Consider the following 18,499-nt stretch of genomic DNA (forward strand, 5'->3'; position numbering starts at 1 on the left):
GGCCGGGGGAGGGGCCGTTTGTTCGCTTTGGGTGTTCTGGCATGGAAGGGGGATCACTTCTGGCCGCCCTTCAGGGCCTTCATCCGGTCGCCGTGGTCCAGGATGCGCTTGCGCAGCCGGAGGTTCTCCGGGGTGCACTCCAGCAGCTCGTCGTCAGCCAGGAACTCCAGGCACTGCTCCAGAGACATCTGGCGGGGCGGGATGAGGCGCAGGGCATCGTCAGAGCCGGAGGCCCGCATATTGGTCAGCTGCTTTTTCTTGCACACGTTGACGGAGATGTCCTCTGCCTTGGGGGTCTCACCCACGACCATGCCGGCGTACACCGGGGTGCCGGCGCCGATGAACAGCACGCCCCGCTCCTGGGCGTTGAACAGGCCGTAGGTCACTGCCTCGCCGGTCTCGAAAGCCACCAGGGAGCCGGTGTTCCGGCGCTGGATCTCCCCCTTCATGGGGGCGTAGCTGTCAAAGACGGAAGCCATGATGCCCTCGCCCTTGGTGTCGGTAAGGAACTCGTTGCGGTAGCCGAACAGGCCCCGGGCGGGGACCAGGAACTCCACCTTCATCCGGTCGCCCACGGGGGTCATCTCCACCAGGTCGCCCTTGCGGGAGCCGATCTTCTCCATCACCGCACCCACACAGTCAGAGGGCACATCCACTACCAGGCGCTCGATGGGCTCGCACTTCACACCATCGATCTCCTGATACAGAACACGGGGGGGAGAGACCTGGAGCTCATAGCCCTCTCGGCGCATGGTCTCGATGAGGATGGACAGGGACATCTCACCCCGGCCGGCCACGTTGAAGGCATCAGTGCTGTCGGTCTCGGTCACCCGGAGGGAGACGTCCTTCATGGTCTCCCGGATCAGCCGCTCCCGCAGCTGGCGGGAGGTGACGAATTTGCCCTCCCGTCCGGCAAAGGGGGAGTCGTTGACGGAGAAGGTCATTTCAATGGTGGGGGCGGAGATCTTCACGAACTCGATGGGCTCCACCGCGTCGGGGGCGCAGATGGTGTCCCCGATGGTCACGTCGCCGATGCCGCTCATGGCGATGATGTTGCCGGCGGTGGATTCGGTGACGGGGACCTTGCCCAGGCCGTCGAACTCATACAGCGCGGTGGCCTTGGCCTTCTTGGGGGCGGCGTCGGGGTCGTGGTAGTTGCACACCGCGATCTCCTGGTTCTGCTTGATGGCGCCCCGCTCGATGCGGCCGATGGCGATGCGGCCCACGAACTCGTTGTAGTCGATGGAGGAGACCAGCATCTGGAAAGGGGCGTCCACGTCCGCCTCGGGGGCGGGGATATACTCCAGAATGGTGTCGAACAGGGGCTTCAGGTCGCTGCCCGCCACATCGGGCTGGACAGAGGCCGTGCCCTGACGGCCAGAGCAGAACAGCATGGGGGAGTCCAGCTGCTCCGGGGTGGCATCCAGGTCCAGCAGCAGCTCCAGCACCTCGTCGATGACCTCGTACACCCGCTGGTCGGGGCGGTCGATCTTATTTACTACCACGATGACCCGGTGGCCCAGCTCCAGGGCCTTGGACAGCACGAAGCGGGTCTGAGGCATGGGGCCCTCCGCGGCGTCCACCAGCAGGATGACGCCGTTGACCATCTTCAGGATGCGCTCCACCTCGCCGCCGAAGTCGGCGTGGCCCGGAGTATCCACGACGTTGATCTTCACATCCTGATACTGGATGGCGGTGTTCTTGGCCAGGATGGTGATGCCCCGCTCGCGCTCCAGGTCGTTGGAGTCCATAACGCGCTCCACCACGGCCTGATTTTCCCGGTACACGCCGGACTGCTTGAGCATCTCATCCACCAGAGTGGTCTTGCCATGGTCAACGTGGGCAATTATGGCAATATTTCTCAGTTTTTCGTTCTTCATCATTTTTCCTCCTACCAGCAATATGGCAAGACCACTCGGGGCCCCATCGCCGATGGGGCGCGCCGAATGGCGCGTACAAGCTTTTGTCCGGAAGAAAAAGCTTGACGCAGGCGGAATTTATTTCCGCCAAGCATTTAAATATCTGGGGTCCCTGCGGGGCATCAGGCCCGCGGGGCGGCCATACCGTGGCCGGCGTGGGCGATCATGGCGGCACGTCTCTGTTTTTCGCGCTTTGCGGCCGCTTCTCATTTAAAGACACAAAACCATATGAGACGCCGGAGAGGAGGCTCAAATGGCGGATCGCCGCAGATCAGCGGGAAGCGCTCCCAAAAGGGGAGGTGTTCGTGTTGACGTAATATTATACAGCGCCCTTTCGAGAAACGCAACATTTTTTGCGGAAAAACAGGAGAGGATCTATTTGGATCCCCGATTTGACACGGAGAAGCGGAAAAATAGGAGAGGATATTGTGATTTCGCCAAAAATTTGAGGCGGGAAAACGGGGGGCACAGGGGAGCCCACGGACAGAGTGGGGAGGACGGGACAGGGGCCACAAGATATCGTGAAAAAACCGGAAAAAGACGAGAAAAAGAAATAAAAAATTTACATTTGGAGAGGAGAAAAAGGGGTTGACGTAAAGCGGGATTGCGTGTATAGTACATTTGTAACCAAATTGTAACATTTTCTTTTCCGTTCTGTCACTTTTGGGGCAGCGGGAAATTTGATCTGGAAGAGGTCATGATTCATGGACGAGGTTTTGCACAAGCCCGCCGGCCGCCGGCCCCGGCAGAGTGACGGCCGGGAGCTGTCAGCTCAGGAGCAGCTGGGGCTGCTGGCGCGCCGGGTGGTCACAGATTGGAAGCATTTTTATCAGTGGGCCCGGTTCCATGGCCGCCGTGTGATCCACACGGTCCATGACCTGGCGGGGGGGAACCGCGCCACCGGTCCGGTCACCTTTCTGGCGGTGTCCGGAGCGCTGGGACTGGCGCTGACTGTCTCCACCCTATACGCCCCGGCCTACACTGTCACGGTGGACGGGGATACTCTGGGTGTGGTGAGCGACCAGGCTGTGGTAGCCGACGCGGTGGCTCAGGTGGAGCGCCGAGGCACGGAGATCCTGGGACACGACTACCAGGTGGAGGGGCAGATCGGTTATGATTTCACCCTTTCCCTGCGGTCTGAGCTGACCCAGCCCGACCAGGTGGAGAACTACTTCCTGGAGCAGCTCAGCCAGGTAGCCGATGGCCTGCGCCGCTATCAGGTCAGCGTCAACGGCGTGGCGGTGGGCTCCGTGGAGGAGATGGGAGCCCTGGAGTCCGTGCTGGACCAGCTGAAGGGCCAGTATGTGAATGAGAACACCATCTCCGCTGAATTTGTAGACGACATCCAGGTGGAGGATGTCTACTCGGAGGAGGGGCAGATGACCGCCGAGGAGCTCCAGACCGCCCTGATGGCCAACACCACTGGCGACACCACCTACACGGTGGTGAAGGGAGACACCTTCAACGCCATCGCCTATGCCAACGACATGTCTGTCAGCGACCTGAAGGCGCTGAATCCGGGCATCGATATCAACCGACTGATGATCGGGGACGTGCTCAATGTGAAGGAGCAGATCCCGCTGCTGTCGGTGACTACGGTGGACGACGTGACCTATACCGAGCCCATCGCATGCCCGGTGGAGGAGGTGAAGGACTCCAGCATGTATGTGGGGGACTCGAAGATCCTGACCCAGGGTACAGAGGGCGAGGCCCAGGTCCACGCCCAGGTGACCTATGTGAACGGGAGCGAGACCCAGCGGGAGATCCTGTCCTCCACCACCCTGCGCGAGCCCACCACAACAGTCAAGGCGGTGGGGACCAAGGAGAAGCCTAAGACAGCCTCCACTGGAAGCTACTCCTGGCCCATCCGGGGGCGGATCACCTCCTACTTTGGCGGGCGGAATATTTTCGGCAGTTACAGCTACCACTCCGGCATCGATATCTCCGCCTCCTACGGTGCGGCCATCAAGGCGGCAGACGGCGGCACCGTCACCTTCGCCGGCTACAAGGGGAGCTATGGCTATCTGGTCATCATCACCCACGACAACGGCACCCAGACCTATTACGGCCATAACTCTTCCCTGTTGGTGTCCGCAGGACAGAAGGTGTACAAGGGACAGCAGATTGCCAAGGCGGGCAGCACCGGCCGGTCCACCGGCACCCACTGCCACTTTGAGGTGCGGGTGAACGGCACCTCGGTGAATCCCCTGTCCTATCTCAGCTGAACGACCAGAAACCATTTGGGCTCCGGCACAGGAAAGGCTGTGCCGGAGCCTTTTCATGCCCCTTTGTACATGCGGAATAACGGGGGAATAAGAAAAGTCCCGCCGCTCAGGAGCCTGAGCGGCGGGACTTCTGATCGTTAGTCAGAAGGAAAGGAGGACCCGATCACAGATGGATGGCCTGGACCACCTTGGCGCACCGGGGGCACAGGGTGGGATGGGCCGCATTGGCACCCACCAGGGGGTGGTGCTTCCAGCAGCGCTCGCACTTGTCTCCATTGGCCTCGCTCACCAGTACCCGCACACCGGCGATGGGGGTGTCGCTCCCCTGGGCGTACAGAGCCGGGTCGTCCGACACCTCCACGTCGGAGACGATGAACAGGTCGGCCCACTGGTCCTGGAACTTCTCCTGAAGGGCGGTCAGGTTGTCCGCCTGGTCCTGGGCCCGCACCAGAGTGATGTGGGCCTCCAGGCTCTTGCCGATCTTCTTCTCGTTCCGCGCGGCCTCCAGGGCGGCGTTCACCCCGTCCCGCAGCTGGATCAGAGCAGTCCAGGAGACCAACGCGCCCATGTCGTAGTCCTGGAAGGGCTGGTTCATCTCATTGAGAACCACATTGCGGGGGTCGTCACCCTCCCGGTGAGGCATGGCCTGCCAGATCTCGTCGCAGGTGAAGGCCAGGATGGGGGCGAACAGCTTAGTAATGGTGTCCAGGATCATCCACAGAGCGGTCTGAGCGGAGCGGCGCTCCAGGCTGTCCACTCCCTCACAGTACAGACGGTCCTTGATGATGTCCAGATAGAAGGAGCTGAGCTCCACCACACAGAAGTCGTTGATGGCGTGGGAGACCACATGGAACTCGTAGTTGTCGTAGGCGGCAAAGCACTTTCGGATCAGCTCGTTGAGCTTGGTCACCGCCCAGCGGTCCAGCTCCAGCATCTCCTCCGGGGACACCAGGTGATCGGGGTCAAAGCCGTCCAGGTTGCCCAGGCAGTACCGGGCGGTATTGCGGAACTTCAGATAGTTCTGGCTGAGCTGCTTAAAGATGTTGTCCGAACAGCGCACGTCCACATGGTAGTCGGCAGAACCCGCCCACAGCCGGAGCAGGTCGGCACCATACTTCTTAAAGATCTCCGCGGGGTCTACGCCGTTGCCCAGGGACTTGTGCATAGCCTTGCCCTCGCCGTCCACGGTCCAGCCGTGGGTGACGCACTCCTGGAAGGGAGCCCCCTTGCCCAGCGCGCCCACGGCGGTGAGCAGGGAGGACTGGAACCAGCCGCGGTACTGGTCCAGACCCTCCATATACATGTCGGCGGGCCAGAAATTCTGGTCCTTCTGCATGGAGGCGAAGTGGGTGGAGCCGGAGTCGAACCAGCCGTCCAGGGTGTCCTCCTCCTTGGTGAAGCCCGTCCTTGAGCCGCAGTGGGGGCAGGCGAAGTCCTCTGGCAGGATATCCTTGGCCTCCATCTCATACCAGGCGTTGGAGCCCTTCTCACCGAAGAGCCTGCTCACAGCCTCAATGGTCTCGTCGGTGACGATGGGCTTGCCGCAGTCGGCACAGTAGAACACCGGGATGGGCAGGCCCCAGCGGCGCTGGCGGCTGATGCACCAGTCGGCCCGCTCCCGGATCATGGAGATCATCCGGTCCTTGCCCCAGGCAGGGAGCCACCGAACATCGTCGCAGGCGGCCACCGCCTCGTCCTTGAAGGAGTCCACGGAACAGAACCACTGGGGGGTGGCCCGGAAGATGATGGGTTTTTTGCAGCGCCAGCAGTGGGGATAGGAGTGAACGATCTCCTCACTGGCGAAGAGGGCTCCGCTCTCCTTCAGGTCGGCAAGGATGACCGGGTTGGACTCCTCCGTCTTCAGGCCGGCGTACTTGCCCGCGTAGTCAGTGTGGCGGCCCTGGTCATCCACAGGGACCACCAGCTCCACCTTGTAGCGCTTGCAGGTCTCGTAGTCATCGGCGCCGAAGCCGGGGGCGGTGTGGACGCAGCCGGTGCCGGAATCCATGGTGACATACTCGGCGCAGCACAGCAGGGATTCCTTATCCAGGAAGGGGTGCTGGGCCTTCATATACTCGAAGTCCTGGCCGCGGAACTGCTTAACGATCTCATAGTGGTCAAAGCCGCCCGCCTGCATCACCTTGGCGCACAGGGCCTCGGCCACGATGTAGAGCTCTCCATTGTCCGCCTTGACCAGCACATAGCTCTCCCGGGGGTGAACGGCAATCGCCAGGTTGCCGGGCAGGGTCCAAATGGTAGTGGTCCAGATGACGAAGTACATGTTGGACAGGTCGCCATATTGGCTCAGACGGCCCAGATCGTCCTTTACCCGGAACTTCACATAGACAGTGGTGCAGGGGTCGTCCTGGTACTCGATCTCCGCCTCGGCCAGAGCGGTCTCGTCGTGGGGGCACCAGTACACGGGCTTAAGCCCCTTGTAGATGTAGCCCTTGCGGTACATGGAGCCGAAGACCTTGACCTCCTCCGCCTCAAAGCCGGGGTCCATAGTCTTATAGGGGTGCTCCCAGTCCCCCAGCACACCCATGCGCTTGAAGCCCTCCATCTGGATGTCGATGTATTTTTGGGCGTAGTTGTGGCAGGCGGTGCGGAACTCTGCCACGCTCATCTTCTTGCGGTTGAGCTTCTGCTCCTTGATGATGGCGGACTCGATGGGCATGCCGTGGTTATCCCAGCCGGGGATGTAGGGGGTATAGCGGCCCCGCATGGCGTACATGCGGGTGATGAAGTCCTTGATGGACTTGTTCAGGGCGTGGCCCATGTGCAGATTGCCGTTGGAGAAGGGAGGGCCGTCATGGAGGGCGAAGCGGGGTTTGCCCTCATTCTTCTTCAGCAGCTCGTGGTACAGGTCCATGTCGTTCCAGCGCTGGAGCATCCCGGGCTCCCGGTTGGGCAGACCGGCCCGCATGGGGAAGTCAGTCTTGGGGAGATTGATGGTCTTGTTGTAGTCCATGGGTTTGCTTCCTCCTATTCTGGGTCTTTTTTAGACTTTTCGATCAAATTACATAGAAATGTGACCAGGCCACACGCCCGGCAGAGCATAGCGTGGGGAAATTCCGGAAACGGGTCCCGCGTGAACATACTGGTGGTGTCATCACCCAGGGGGCCCAGTTCCACCATATCCGTGGGGCTGTGAAAAAAACGCAATTCCTGCTGGGTCCAGAAGGGATATTTTTGCGTGTGCATAGTCCCTTCTTCCATAAGAAGGCCGCACTTAGGGCACTTCATCAAAGCCACTCCTCTCTGGAAAAACAAAAACACCCTTGTCTCTCAAAGAGACAAAGGCGAACAAGACCTCTGCGGTACCACTCTTCTTGCCGGAAGGGCATCCCGTCCCAGCCACTCAAATGCTGCCCGGTAACGGGGGCGTCCGGAGGGGCTTACTCAGGTTCAGCCCCCCTGCTCCAAGGTGATCTTCCCCAGCCCCTCCCGTCCGCCTTGCACCAAACGGCGGCTCTCTGTGCGTCTCGGAGGCGGGTACTCTTCCTTTTCTGCGCATGATAACGATATACCCTTATATTCTATCCACTTTATTGAGGAATGTCAAGAATTTTGTTGAGGATTTTCATGTCTAGCACGCTCCAGTCATAGGTGCGCAGAGCGCCCCCTCCGCACGGCGGAGGGGGCGCTTCCAGTGTATCTCTGCGATCTTATTTGATCTCATAGTCCCGGCCGAACTGGAGGTTGCCGAAGTCGATGCGGCGGGTGCCGTGGACCGGCTCCTCCTCAGGCTCCTCCTCCGCCTGGGGGGCGGGGGGGAACTCTGCAGTGTCCGACAGGTCCTCTGGGCCCTCCGCAGCCTCCTGGGCGGCCTGGGCCTTTAGATTCTCGGCGGTGGCGTCTGCCATGGCCTGGGCCACCAGGCGCTGGACATTGTCATCGATCTCCTCCACGGCCTCCTCCACCGGGTCGGCCTGGGAGACCGGGGCGTCGGGGCACAGCTGGGAAAGGCCGTCCAGGTAGCGCAGCTCCTGCTCGTGGAGGGCCCGCACCTTGGCCACATAGGCAGCGGTGGCGGATTGGGCGGCGGACAGACGGAACTCCTCGTCGCCGGCCTGCTTGCGGATATTGGCCACCCGCTCCTTGGCCTCCCCTTCGGCGTCGGAGAGGATCTGGGCCTTTTTGGCCTCCGCCTCCTTCACCAGCTCGTCGGCCATCCGCTGGGCGGTCATCAGCGCCTTGCGCATGGCGTCCTCGGTGGCGCGGTACTCCTCTACCTTCTCCACCAGGACCTTCATCTTGCTCTTCAAAACGGCGTTCTCATTGTACAGTGAGGTATAGTCCGCTGTGAGCAGATCCAGAAATTCATCCACCTGAGCCATGTTGTAGCCGCCGAAGGAAGCCTTGGGAAAGGCGCGCTCGGAGACCTCCTGAGGAGTGAGCATATTCATTACCTCCTAAATCAAAACGCTTTTTTCAGCGCAGGACCTCGTCGTCGTTCTGGGCGCGCCAGTCAAAATACTGCTCCAGGACCACGGGAGTGCCGTCGTCCCAGGTGAGGTGGGTCACCAGATAGCCCATCAAGTCCGACAGGGCCTGTCCGTACAGCCGCTGGGCCGTCCAGATACCCTCTTCGGCTGGGAGCAGGGCATAGATATCCCCCTCCTCCCAGGAGGCGGGGGCGCAGGGCCAGGCGAGAGTCCCGTCCGCCTCATAGAGCGGTCCCTCTCCCCGCAGCTCCAGCCATTGGAGCAGGTCCAGCGTCTCCACGGTGCCGGTCTCTGGTACGGTGATCTGGGCGGTCATGCCGGCCTGAACGCTCTGGATAGACCAGAGGGGGAGCTCCAGGACCTGAAAAGCTCCCTTGTCATAGGAGAGGACATGCACTTCCAGCATGCCGGCCCCGGCCCCATTGGACTGTGGGATCAGACCGGCCACCACCAGGGACGCGCCCTGCCGGTCCTGAATGGAGAAGAACAGGGGCTGATCCTGCTGGGGAGAATAGTAATAATACCGGCCATTCAGGTCACAGGTGACCAAGTCATCCCCAATCTGGGCCTCTACATACCAGCGGAACAGCAGATTCCGGGAATCCGAGCCCTCCGGCGGCAGCGCCTCAGGGGGCAGGTCGTCCGCGGCCTGGAGGGCATACAGGCGGACGGCCTCCTCTGCGCCGTCTCCGTCCAGATCCATGGAGAGGCAGCCGTGCTCCATGAGGAGCGGGGCCTGCGGCTCCTCGTCTTCGGAGGCGGAGGCGGCCCCTCCGCCGGCGCAGCCGGACAGCAGGGCCAGGAGCAAAAGGAGGGGGAGGAGCCGGCCCGGCGGCCGAACGGCGACGCGTCCCATCTGCTCAGAAGTACAGCCCGTTGTTCTCCAGCTCGTCGATCAGATCCCCCAGGATGTCCACATTGTAGGGGGTGATGATATAGGTGGAGATGGCCACCTTCTTGATCTTGCCCTCGTTGGCATAGGCCACGCCGGAAAGAAAATCCAGCAGGCGGCGGGCGATCTCCTTGTTGGTGGACTCCAGGTTGAGCACCACGGTGCGCTTCTCCCGCAGATGGTCGGCGATCTCGCTGGCGTTCTCAAAGCGCTCTGGCTTTACCAGCACCACCTGGAGCTGAGTAGTGGTGTGAATATTGACGACCTTGTTGCTGCGGCGCTCCGGCTCGACCGGGGCGCTGTACAAAGAGCCCGTGCGGTCCATCCGCTCGGAGCGGTCCCGGCGCTCAGGGACGGCAGCACGAGGCGCCGGCTCAAACTCCTCGAAATCGTCCTCGTCCTCATCCTCGTAGGGGTGGGCCAAGCGCTTGAGTTCATCCATAAATCCCATAGCGGTATCCTCTCTTTTCCTTGGTGTAAGCTCTGCCGCCGGTTCAACGGGCGGTGTGCATGGGCGGCCGGGGGCCGAACAGCGCGGTGCCGACCCGGACCAGCGTGGCCCCCTCGGCGATGGCGTCCTCAAAGTCGCCGCTCATTCCCATGGACAGGCAATCGATATCACATTGATTATCGGACATTTCGCGTCTTATGTCAACAAAAAGCTGATACATTTTTGCAAAAAAAGGCCGATTGGCACCGGGGAGGGGGCTGATAGGCGGGATGGCCATCAAACCCCGCAGGCGCACATGGGGCAGGGACTGAGCCAGCTCAGCCAAGGGACGGAGCTGGGCCGGGTCCACCCCGCCCTTGCTCTCCTCCATGCCGATATTTACCTCCAGCAGGATGTCCTGAACCAGGCCCAGCTTGTCCGCCTGGGCCTCCACAGCCCGGAGCAGGTGCTCCGACCCCACCGACTGGATCAGGTCCACCCGTCCCACCACCTGCTTGACCTTGTTGGTCTGGAGGTGGCCGATAAAATGGACCCGGGCGCCCTCATAGGCGCCGGCGGCCAGGTGGGCGGTGAGTTCTTGGACCCGGTTCTCTCCGCACAGGGTGATGCCGGCGGCGATGGCGGCGCGGATGGTGTCGTCGCTCTGCACCTTGGTGGCGGCGCACAGGGCGATATCCTCCGGGCGGCGGCCGGACGACTCTGCCGCGGCCGCCATGCGGGCCCGGACTGCCTGGACCTGCTGTTGGATGGACATATGCAATCTCTCTCTTTCTCTACAGGTGACGGGCTGCCGGATGGGCGGCCCTCAGAAATTCAGCAATTTCCCGTCATAGAGCCCGGTGGCCCGGACGATGACCTCGTCCCCCGCCCGCAGGACGGCCCGCCCCTCGGTGGCGGGGGAGACCACATAGAAGTCGGACTCCTCGGTGAGGATCTCCACCGGCTTGAATTCTGCCCGGCCGCCCACCAGGGTATAGACCCCCACCAGGTTGGTCTGGACGGTCTCGCCGGTCTCCGGATCGGTGGACTCCTGGGTGACCATGCGCAGAGCGGCCTTGGGGATGCGCAGGCCGGAGCTGCTGCCGAAGATGAGCTCCACTGTCTGGCCGCGGAGCAGAGTGATCTGGGACAAATAGCGGTTGGAGGAGAGGACCACCACCGCACGGCCGTCCACCGCCTCCCCCACCTGCTCCAGCGTCATGGGGACGTCCTGGCTGAAGGAACCGGAAAAGCGGGCGGTGACGGAGCTCTCCTTGGACAGGCGCAGGGCCTCCTCCTCCGAGACCGCGGCCGCGAAGTACCAGCGGTCGGAGGTGATGAGCTTGCCGGCGGTGCCGGAGGGGGCCGTGACCTGCTGCCCGGCCAGGGCATCCAGGTCGGCGGGGGTCATGGTCAGGATGGACTGAGGGGTGAGCAGGCTCTCATAGCCGTCGGCCAAAGAGGAGAACACCCCCGCGACAGGAGCGGTGATGCGGCTGGTGACGCTGCTGGACTGGGTGCGCAGGGCGCGGTACTCCTCTATCAGCGACTGCCGCAGGGCGGAGAGCTGGGAGGAGTCAAGCCCCTCACCATAGGTGTAGCTGCGCTTGAGCACCTGGCTTTTCAGCTCCATCACGTCGTCGTCCAGCTGACGGTAGGAGCCAGAGGCGGAGGCGAACCGCAGGGAGGCCAGGGACTGGAGGATGGATTCGTCCAGCCGGGCGACGGAGACGACGTCGTCGGTCTGGTTCATGGCGTAATCCAGCAGCTCGATCTCCATGGCCAGCTCCTCCATCTGAGCCTGGACGTCCAGCGCCTGGCTGTTCTGGTGGACCAGAGCCACAGTCTGGCCCCGGCCCACTTCCTCCCCTTCTGCCCGGGTAATGTCCAGGATGCCCGATTGGGCGGGGAGGAGCTGTTCCTCCCGCACTACCCAGCCGTCTGCCTCCAGGCTGTCATTGGCAGTATAGGAGTAGGTGAGGGTAGTGGTGAAGGGATCGGTAAAGCTGTCCCAGGCGTAGACGCCCAGATAGGCGGCCAGCATCACCGCCAGAAGGACGATGACCAGCGTGACCAGACTGTTGCCCTGTTTCATGTGACCGGCTCTCTTTCTCTTTTGCGGATGGGTGTGGGGATGGGGCGGGAGTTACTCCAGCTCGCCGGGCTGGCAGAGGGGGACGGGCCGCTCCGGGACGATAGTGGAGATGGCGTGCTTGTAGATCACCTGCTGCTTGCCATCGCTGGTGAGGACCACGGTGAAGGCGTCAAAGCCGGTGACATAGCCCCGCATCTGAAACCCGTTCATCAGAAAGATGGTGACGGGGCGGCGGTCCCGGCGGACCTGGGTGAGGAAGATCTCCTGAAGATTGTTGGTTTTCTGCATGGTGAGCACTCCTTTTTTCTTTAAGGCGGAGCAGAGCTCGGCCCGAGTGCCTCTATACTAAACCAAATTCTTCCAAATATTTTGTCGAAGTCCGGCAGGCCGCTTCAAAATCAGGCTCCGGTCCCCAGAAGAGCCATTTGGCCCCTTCGGTGCGGCGGAACCAGGTCAGCTGGCGCTTGGCGTACTGCCGGGAGCGGAGCTTGATCTCCTCCGCGGCGGCGCAGACATCTCCGCCGCCGCGCAGCGCGGCGGCCATTTCCTTGTAGCCGATGGCCTGCATGGCGGTGCACCGCACCGGGACACCGGAGTCCAGGAGGGCCCGGACCTCCTCCGCCAGGCCTGCGGCCATCATCTCGTCCACCCGCCGGTCGATGCGCGCCCACATGTCCTCCCGGCACTGAAAGGCCAGGGAGAGGGTGAGGGCATCGTACCGGAGCGGGAGGGCCCGGGTCTCCCGGTTATGCTGGGAGATGGTCTTTCCGGTCTGCTGAAAGACCTCCAGGGCCCGGACGATGCGCTTGCGGTCGTTGGGGTGGAGGCGGGCGGCGGCCTCCGGGTCGGCGGCGGCCAGCTCCCCCAGCATGGCCTCCCCCCCCAGGGCGTCAAAGCGGGCCTCCAGCCGGGCGCGGAGACCGCCGTCGGGGGAGAAGGGGGCGAAGGTGCGGCCGGAGAGGAGGGAGTCCAGGTAGAGACCCGTCCCACCGGCCACGATGGGGAGCTTGCCCCGTGCCAGGATGTCGTCCACGCAGGGGGCGGCCAGCTCCACGTACCGGGCCACGGAGAAGTCCTCCTCCGGGTCGGCTACGTCCAGCATGTGGTGGGGGATGCCCCGCATCTCCTCCGGGGTGGGCTTGGCAGTGCCGATGTCCATCCGGCGGTAGACCTGCATGGAGTCGGCGGAGACCACCTCGCCGCCGTGGCGCAGGGCCAGCTCTACGGCCAGGCGGGTCTTGCCCGAGGCGGTGGGGCCGGAAATGACCAGGATCTTTGGGGGCATGGGAGACTCCTTTCAGCGGGCTCAGGGGCCGGTATAGAGAAAGCCTGCCTGGTCCAGCGCGGCGCGGACCCGGTGCCAGGCGGCCTCATCTGGGCAGAGGATGGTGTGCAGGTGGACACCGCCGGTGAGGGCGGACAGGGGCCGTGCCCCGCTTCGGGACACCTTTTGGAGGAACTGCCCCACGTCATACCGGGAGGATAGGTGGAGCTGGCCGGTGAGCTGGCCGTAGACCGGGTGCTCCACGATCACGTCCAGCACGGTGCAGCCGTTATCCACCATGAGCTCCAGCTCCCGGCCCATGTCCTCCGGCCGGTGGACACAGGCCAGCTGGCGGGTCAGACCGGGGGTGGGGCGGGGGAGCAGATAGCCCCGGGGGGTGGCGGCGATGTCCAGCCCGCCGGCCCTCAGCAGGGCGATGTCCCCCACAATGATCTGCCGGCTGACAGAAAAACGGGCCGCCAGGACGGAGGCGGAGACCGGCCCGGCCGCCTGGGAGAGATAGTCGGACAGCGCGGCCCGGCGCTGGACTGCGTCCATGGGGGACCCTCCTCTCTTGAAAATCTGGGTGATATTTAATCATAGCACAGATCGGAGCGGGAAGCAACTGCCGTCTGCGGCACGCCGGGCACCAAATCTTTCCGGGGACCGCTTTTGGCGCGTTTGATGGCTGCATGCGCCCCTTCGTTCCGCTCCCGCGGCACAGACAAAGGGGGCTGGGTCGGAATTTCTCTTGAAGGATCTTAAATAGATGTGTTATAATACTATTCTGAGCAACTATAGCCGAAGGGCGGGAAAGGAGCGGGTGCCTGTGAAGTATGAAAAATGGACGGTGGCCCCTCCTGATCCGGCTGCCCTGGCTGCCCTGGAGGAGGCGGGGATCTCACCTCTGCTGGCGGCGGTGCTGTCCGCCCGGGGCGTACGTGTGCCGCAGGAGGCCCGGGCCCTGCTGGAGGGTGGGGAGACGGCCCTGGAGGACCCGCTGGCTCTGAAGGATATGGCACAGGCGGCCGGCCGGGTCAGGCTGGCTCTGGAGCGGGGAGAGACCATCGCAGTCTACGGGGACTACGATGTGGATGGCATCACCGCCACCTGCCTGCTGACCGATTTCCTCCGACGGAAGGGCGGGGCAGTCATCCCCTATATCCCAGACCGGCTGGAGGAGGGCTACGGCCTGAACCGGGAGGCGGTGACGGCCCTGAAGGAGCAGGGCGCCTCCCTGATCGTCACGGTGGACTGCGGCATTACTGCCCTGGAGGAGACCGCCTGGGCCCGGTCCCTGGGGATCGATGTGGTCATCACGGACCACCACGAGTGCAAGAGCGGCCTGCCCGCCGCCCAGGCGGTGGTGGACCCCCGGCGCAGCGACTGCCCCAGCGCCTGCAAGGGCCTGGCCGGCGTGGGGGTGGCCCTGAAGCTGGCCATGGCCATCAACGGACCAGAAGGGGACGGAGACGTGCTGGCGGAGTACTGTGACCTGGCCGCCGTGGGGACGGTGGCCGACGTGATGCCTATGACCGGGGAGAACCGGACCATCGTCCGGCTGGGGCTGGAGGAGCTCTCCCACCCCCGCCGGCTGGGCCTGGCCCTGCTGATCCGGGAGGCGGGGCTGGAGGACAAGGCCATCACCGCCACCTCCATCGGCTACACCCTGGCGCCCCGGATCAACGCCTCCGGCCGGATGGGCCGGGCCCAGATGGCGGTGGAGCTCCTCCTCACCAGGGACCGGGAGCGGGGGGAGCAGCTGGCCCAGGAGCTGTGCGCCCTGAACCGGGAGCGGCAGACCATTGAGGGCGAGATCTTCCGGCAGTGTGTGGATCGGCTGGACCGGGCCCCCCAGAAGGGGGCGGTGCTGCTGGCCGACCCGGAGTGGCACCAGGGCGTGGTGGGCATCGTGGCCTCCCGCCTGACGGAGCGGTACGGCTGCCCTGCGTTTATGATCTGCCTGGACCACGGGATGGGGAAGGGCTCTTGCCGCTCCTGGGGCGGCGTGAACCTGTTTGAGCGGCTGGCAGAGTGCAGTGACCTGCTGGAGGGCTTCGGCGGCCACGCCCTGGCCGCCGGCTTCACCGTGCGGGAGGAGAACATCCCGCTTCTCTCCCGCCGCCTGCGGGAGGGTTTGGAGCGGGCCCTGGGGGCCGGGGCATCCCCAGCCGCCCTGGAGGCCGACGCAGAGGTGGAGGCCCGGGAGCTCACTGTGGAGGCGGTGGCCGATCTGGACCGGCTGGAGCCCTGCGGTACTGGCAACCCCCGGCCCGTCCTGGTGCTGCGGGGGGCCCTGATCCAGTCCATGTCCCAGGTGGGGCGGGGCCGCCACCTGAAGCTGCGGCTGGAGTCCAAGGGGACCCCGCTGGACGCCATTTTCTTTTCCGCCGACGGGGCCGAGCTGGGGCTGGCCCCCGGCGGCCGGGTGGATGTGGCCTTTTATCCCCAGATCAATGAGTTTCGAGGCACCCGCTCGGTGCAGCTCCAGGTGGCGGACCTGCATCCGGCCCCCACCCGGGCTCAGGCGGAGCGGGCTGTCTATGAGAAATACCGCCGGGGGGAGGGCCTGACCCCGGCAGAGGCCCGGCTGCTGATGCCTTCCCGGGCGGAGTTTGTGGGGCTGTGGCGCTATCTTCAGCGCCGGTGCGCCGGGCTGGGCCGGGTGGAGGACACCGCCTCCCGCATTGCCCGGGGGGCCTCCCGGGCCACCGGACAGAGGGAGGCCGCCGAGCGGGTCCTGCTGTGCCTGGAGGTGCTGGCGGAACGGGGGCTGATCGACCTGGAGACCGGCCCGCAGGGGGTGGCGGTCTCCCTGCGGCAGGTGGAGAGGAAGGTGGACCTGGAGGCCTCCCCCATCCTGGGCCGTCTGCGGCAGGCCATCCGCGGCGGCAGTGCGGAGGCGTAGCGCCGAGGAGAGAAGGCGCTGCGCGCTTTAGGCGGCCCCCGCTTTACTCTAAACTTTTGCGAGGTGATCCGAATGGACCCTATTCTGGAACGATATCAGGCGCTGGAAGACAAGGTGAGCGCCTATACCCCGGGACTGGACACCCAGCGCCTGTACCGGGCGTTTACCTATGCGGACGCGGAGCACAAGGGGCAGCTGCGCAAGGACGGCACCCCCTATATCACCCATCCCCTGGCGGTGGCGGAGATCGTGGCCGACCTGGGGCTGGACGCGGACTCGGTGATCGCGGCCCTGCTCCATGATACCATTGAGGACACCAACGCCACCCACGAAGAAGTGGCCAAGCAGTTCGGCGAGACGGTGGCCGCCCTGGTGGAAGGGGTGACCAAGCTGTCCCGGGTGCAGTACACCTCCAAGGAAGAGGAGCAGATGGAGAACCTGCGGAAGATGTTCATGGCCATGGCCCAGGACATCCGGGTGATCCTCATCAAGATCTGTGACCGGCTGCACAACATGCGCACCATGGAATACCAGTCCCCCGCCAAGCAGCGGGAGAAGTCTCTGGAGACCATGGAGATCTACGCGCCCATCGCCCACCGCCTGGGCATGCAGAAGCTGAAGTGGGAGCTGGAGGACCTGTCCCTGCGCTACCTGGACCCGGTAGGCTATAAGGAGATCGAGGACGAGCTGGCGGCCAGGTCCTCTGCCCATGAGGAGTTCCTGGCCGCCGTCCAGCAGCGCATCACCCAGCGGATGTGGGAAGAGGGCATCCGCTGCAAGGTCTACGGCCGGGTGAAGCACACCTATTCCATCTACCGCAAGATGTTCGCCCAGAACAAGACACTGGATGAGATTTTTGACCTGTATGCTTTCCGGGTCATCGTGGACGACATCCCGGAGTGCTACAATGTGCTGGGCTGCATCCACGACATGTTCAAGCCGGTGCTGGGCCGATTCAAGGACTATATCGGCACCCCCAAGCCCAACATGTACCAGTCCCTGCACACCACCGTCATTGGCCGGGAGGGGGTCCCCTTCGAGGTGCAGATCCGCACCTGGGCCATGCACCAGACGGCGGAATACGGCGTGGCCGCCCACTGGAAGTATAAGCAGGGGCTGGCCAACAAGCAGCTGGGCACGGAGCACGACTTCGAGTGGGTGCGCAAGCTGCTGGAGAGCCAGCAGGACACCGACCCGGACGAGTTCGTCCGCACCCTGAAGGTGGATATGTTTGCCGACGAGGTGTTCGTCTTCACTCCCAACGGGGACGTAAAGAGCCTGCCCGCCGGCGCCACCCCCATCGACTTCGCCTACTCGGTCCACTCCGCGGTGGGCAACCGGATGGTGGGGGCCAAGGTCAATGGCCGGATGGTCCCCTATGACCACCAGCTCTCCAACGGCGACATCGTGGAGGTGCTTACCTCCAAGACGGCCAAGGGGCCCAGCCGGGACTGGCTGAAGATCGCCAAGAGCAACGAGGCCCGCAACAAGATCCGTCAGTGGTTCAAAAAAGAGAAGCGGGAGGAGAACATCGCCACCGGCCGGGCAGCTTTTGAGTCGGAGCTGAAGCACGTGGGCCTGAAGCTGGAGGCTATCACCGCCCCGGAGGTGCTGCCCAGCATCCTGCGCAAGGTGCGCTTCGGCACCTTGGACGAGCTGTACGCCTCCATCGGTTACGGCGGCACCACCGCGGTGAAAGCGGTGGCCCGCATCCGGGACGAGATGCTGCGCCTGGGCCGCCTCCAGGCGGAGAAGGCGGCGGCCGCCTCCAAGACCACGGCGGAGAGCGTCATCGTCCCCGCCAGCAGCCAGGAGGTCCCGGTGCTGAAGGGGTCCAACAAGCACTCGGACTCTGGCATCATCGTGGAGGGGCTGGGCAACTGTCTGGTGAAGTTCGCTAAGTGCTGCACCCCCGTGCCCGGCGACCCGGTGGTGGGCTTCATCACCCGGGGCTACGGGGTGTCCGTCCACCGGCAGGACTGTCCCAACGCCGACCCCGGCAAGCGCAAGCCGGAGGAGGCCGCCCGCTGGGTCAAGGTCTCCTGGGTGGAGGGCAGCCTGCCCAGCTACCAGACCAGTTTGGAGCTGTCCGCCAAGGACCGGGACGGCCTGACCCTGGATGTGGCCATGGCCCTGTCCACCGCCAAGGTGAAGGTGTCCGCCCTGTCCGCCCGCTCTATGCCCGACGGCTACGCCAGCGTCAGTGTGGTGCTGGAGGTCAAGGACCGGGAGGAGCTCTCTTCCGTCATCAACAAGCTGAATAACATCCAGGGTGTCTACCAGGTGGTCCGGGCCAGCGGAAAATAATATAGATGGAC

At 63.8% G+C, this 18,499-nt stretch carries 15 protein-coding genes and 1 other annotated feature; of the genes, 4 read left to right on the forward strand and 11 right to left on the reverse strand.

Annotated features, from left to right (window positions below):
* Window positions 1–53: 53 nt before the first annotated feature.
* A complete protein-coding gene (typA, locus tag L9O85_RS00580) occupies window positions 54–1,880 on the reverse strand; it encodes a translational GTPase TypA (protein ID WP_108980104.1) in 1,827 nt (608 codons plus the stop codon).
* A gap of 292 nt (window positions 1,881–2,172) precedes the next feature.
* On the opposite strand from typA, the gene L9O85_RS00585 reads away from it, so the two are divergent.
* Together L9O85_RS00585 and L9O85_RS00590 are read left to right on the forward strand one after the other, a co-directional pair.
* Window positions 2,173–2,511: a hypothetical protein gene (locus tag L9O85_RS00585; protein WP_256181820.1), complete on the forward strand. Its 339-nt coding sequence runs from the start codon at window positions 2,173–2,175 to the stop codon at window positions 2,509–2,511.
* Between the two features lie 112 nt (window positions 2,512–2,623).
* A complete protein-coding gene (locus L9O85_RS00590) occupies window positions 2,624–4,144 on the forward strand; it encodes a peptidoglycan DD-metalloendopeptidase family protein (protein WP_256181818.1) in 1,521 nt (506 codons plus the stop codon).
* Window positions 4,145–4,307: 163 nt separating this feature from the next.
* On the opposite strand, the gene ileS is transcribed toward L9O85_RS00590, so the two are convergent.
* From ileS to L9O85_RS00635, 10 genes are all read right to left on the reverse strand, one after another.
* Window positions 4,308–7,115 (reverse strand): isoleucine--tRNA ligase, encoded by a 2,808-nt coding sequence (gene ileS / locus L9O85_RS00595; protein WP_301579176.1) that lies wholly within the window; start codon window positions 7,113–7,115, stop codon window positions 4,308–4,310.
* A gap of 14 nt (window positions 7,116–7,129) precedes the next feature.
* Entirely contained in the window at window positions 7,130–7,390 is a 261-nt protein-coding gene (locus L9O85_RS15145) for a PF20097 family protein (RefSeq protein ID WP_108980102.1), read from the reverse strand.
* A gap of 43 nt (window positions 7,391–7,433) precedes the next feature.
* Window positions 7,434–7,665, reverse strand: a binding site (T-box leader).
* A 147-nt stretch (window positions 7,666–7,812) separates the two neighbouring features.
* Window positions 7,813–8,547 carry a DivIVA domain-containing protein gene (locus L9O85_RS00600; RefSeq protein ID WP_050622518.1) on the reverse strand — a complete coding sequence of 245 codons (735 nt, stop codon included), beginning with the start codon at window positions 8,545–8,547 and terminating at the stop codon, window positions 7,813–7,815.
* A 31-nt stretch (window positions 8,548–8,578) separates the two neighbouring features.
* The gene (locus tag L9O85_RS00605; protein ID WP_108980101.1) at window positions 8,579–9,448 is read right to left on the reverse strand and encodes a hypothetical protein; all 870 of its coding nucleotides are present in this window, start codon (window positions 9,446–9,448) and stop codon (window positions 8,579–8,581) included.
* A 4-nt stretch (window positions 9,449–9,452) separates the two neighbouring features.
* Window positions 9,453–9,935 (reverse strand): cell division protein SepF, encoded by a 483-nt coding sequence (locus L9O85_RS00610; protein ID WP_050622516.1) that lies wholly within the window; start codon window positions 9,933–9,935, stop codon window positions 9,453–9,455.
* Window positions 9,936–9,978: 43 nt separating this feature from the next.
* On the reverse strand, window positions 9,979–10,689 hold the full coding sequence (locus L9O85_RS00615; protein ID WP_050622515.1) for a YggS family pyridoxal phosphate-dependent enzyme: 711 nt from the start codon (window positions 10,687–10,689) through the stop codon (window positions 9,979–9,981).
* Window positions 10,690–10,740: 51 nt separating this feature from the next.
* Complete coding sequence (locus L9O85_RS00620; protein WP_301579178.1) at window positions 10,741–12,009, reverse strand: HlyD family efflux transporter periplasmic adaptor subunit; 1,269 nt, start codon at window positions 12,007–12,009, stop codon at window positions 10,741–10,743.
* Between the two features lie 51 nt (window positions 12,010–12,060).
* Window positions 12,061–12,297 carry an RNA chaperone Hfq gene (gene hfq, locus L9O85_RS00625; RefSeq protein ID WP_050622513.1) on the reverse strand — a complete coding sequence of 79 codons (237 nt, stop codon included), beginning with the start codon at window positions 12,295–12,297 and terminating at the stop codon, window positions 12,061–12,063.
* Window positions 12,298–12,349: 52 nt separating this feature from the next.
* Entirely contained in the window at window positions 12,350–13,294 is a 945-nt protein-coding gene (gene miaA, locus L9O85_RS00630; protein WP_301579180.1) for a tRNA (adenosine(37)-N6)-dimethylallyltransferase MiaA, read from the reverse strand.
* Window positions 13,295–13,315: 21 nt separating this feature from the next.
* The gene (locus L9O85_RS00635; protein WP_108980097.1) at window positions 13,316–13,831 is read right to left on the reverse strand and encodes a transcription repressor NadR; all 516 of its coding nucleotides are present in this window, start codon (window positions 13,829–13,831) and stop codon (window positions 13,316–13,318) included.
* 271 nt (window positions 13,832–14,102) lie between these two features.
* On the opposite strand from L9O85_RS00635, the gene recJ reads away from it, so the two are divergent.
* Window positions 14,103–16,181, forward strand: a complete 2,079-nt coding sequence (recJ, locus tag L9O85_RS00640; protein ID WP_108980096.1) for a single-stranded-DNA-specific exonuclease RecJ — start codon at window positions 14,103–14,105, stop codon at window positions 16,179–16,181.
* 72 nt (window positions 16,182–16,253) lie between these two features.
* On the forward strand, window positions 16,254–18,488 hold the full coding sequence (locus tag L9O85_RS00645) for a RelA/SpoT family protein (RefSeq protein WP_050622567.1): 2,235 nt from the start codon (window positions 16,254–16,256) through the stop codon (window positions 18,486–18,488).
* Window positions 18,489–18,499 lie beyond the last annotated feature (11 nt).

Origin of the sequence: Lawsonibacter asaccharolyticus (assembly GCF_022453915.1) — a bacterium.
GTDB classification, from domain to species: domain Bacteria; phylum Bacillota; class Clostridia; order Oscillospirales; family Oscillospiraceae; genus Lawsonibacter; species Lawsonibacter asaccharolyticus.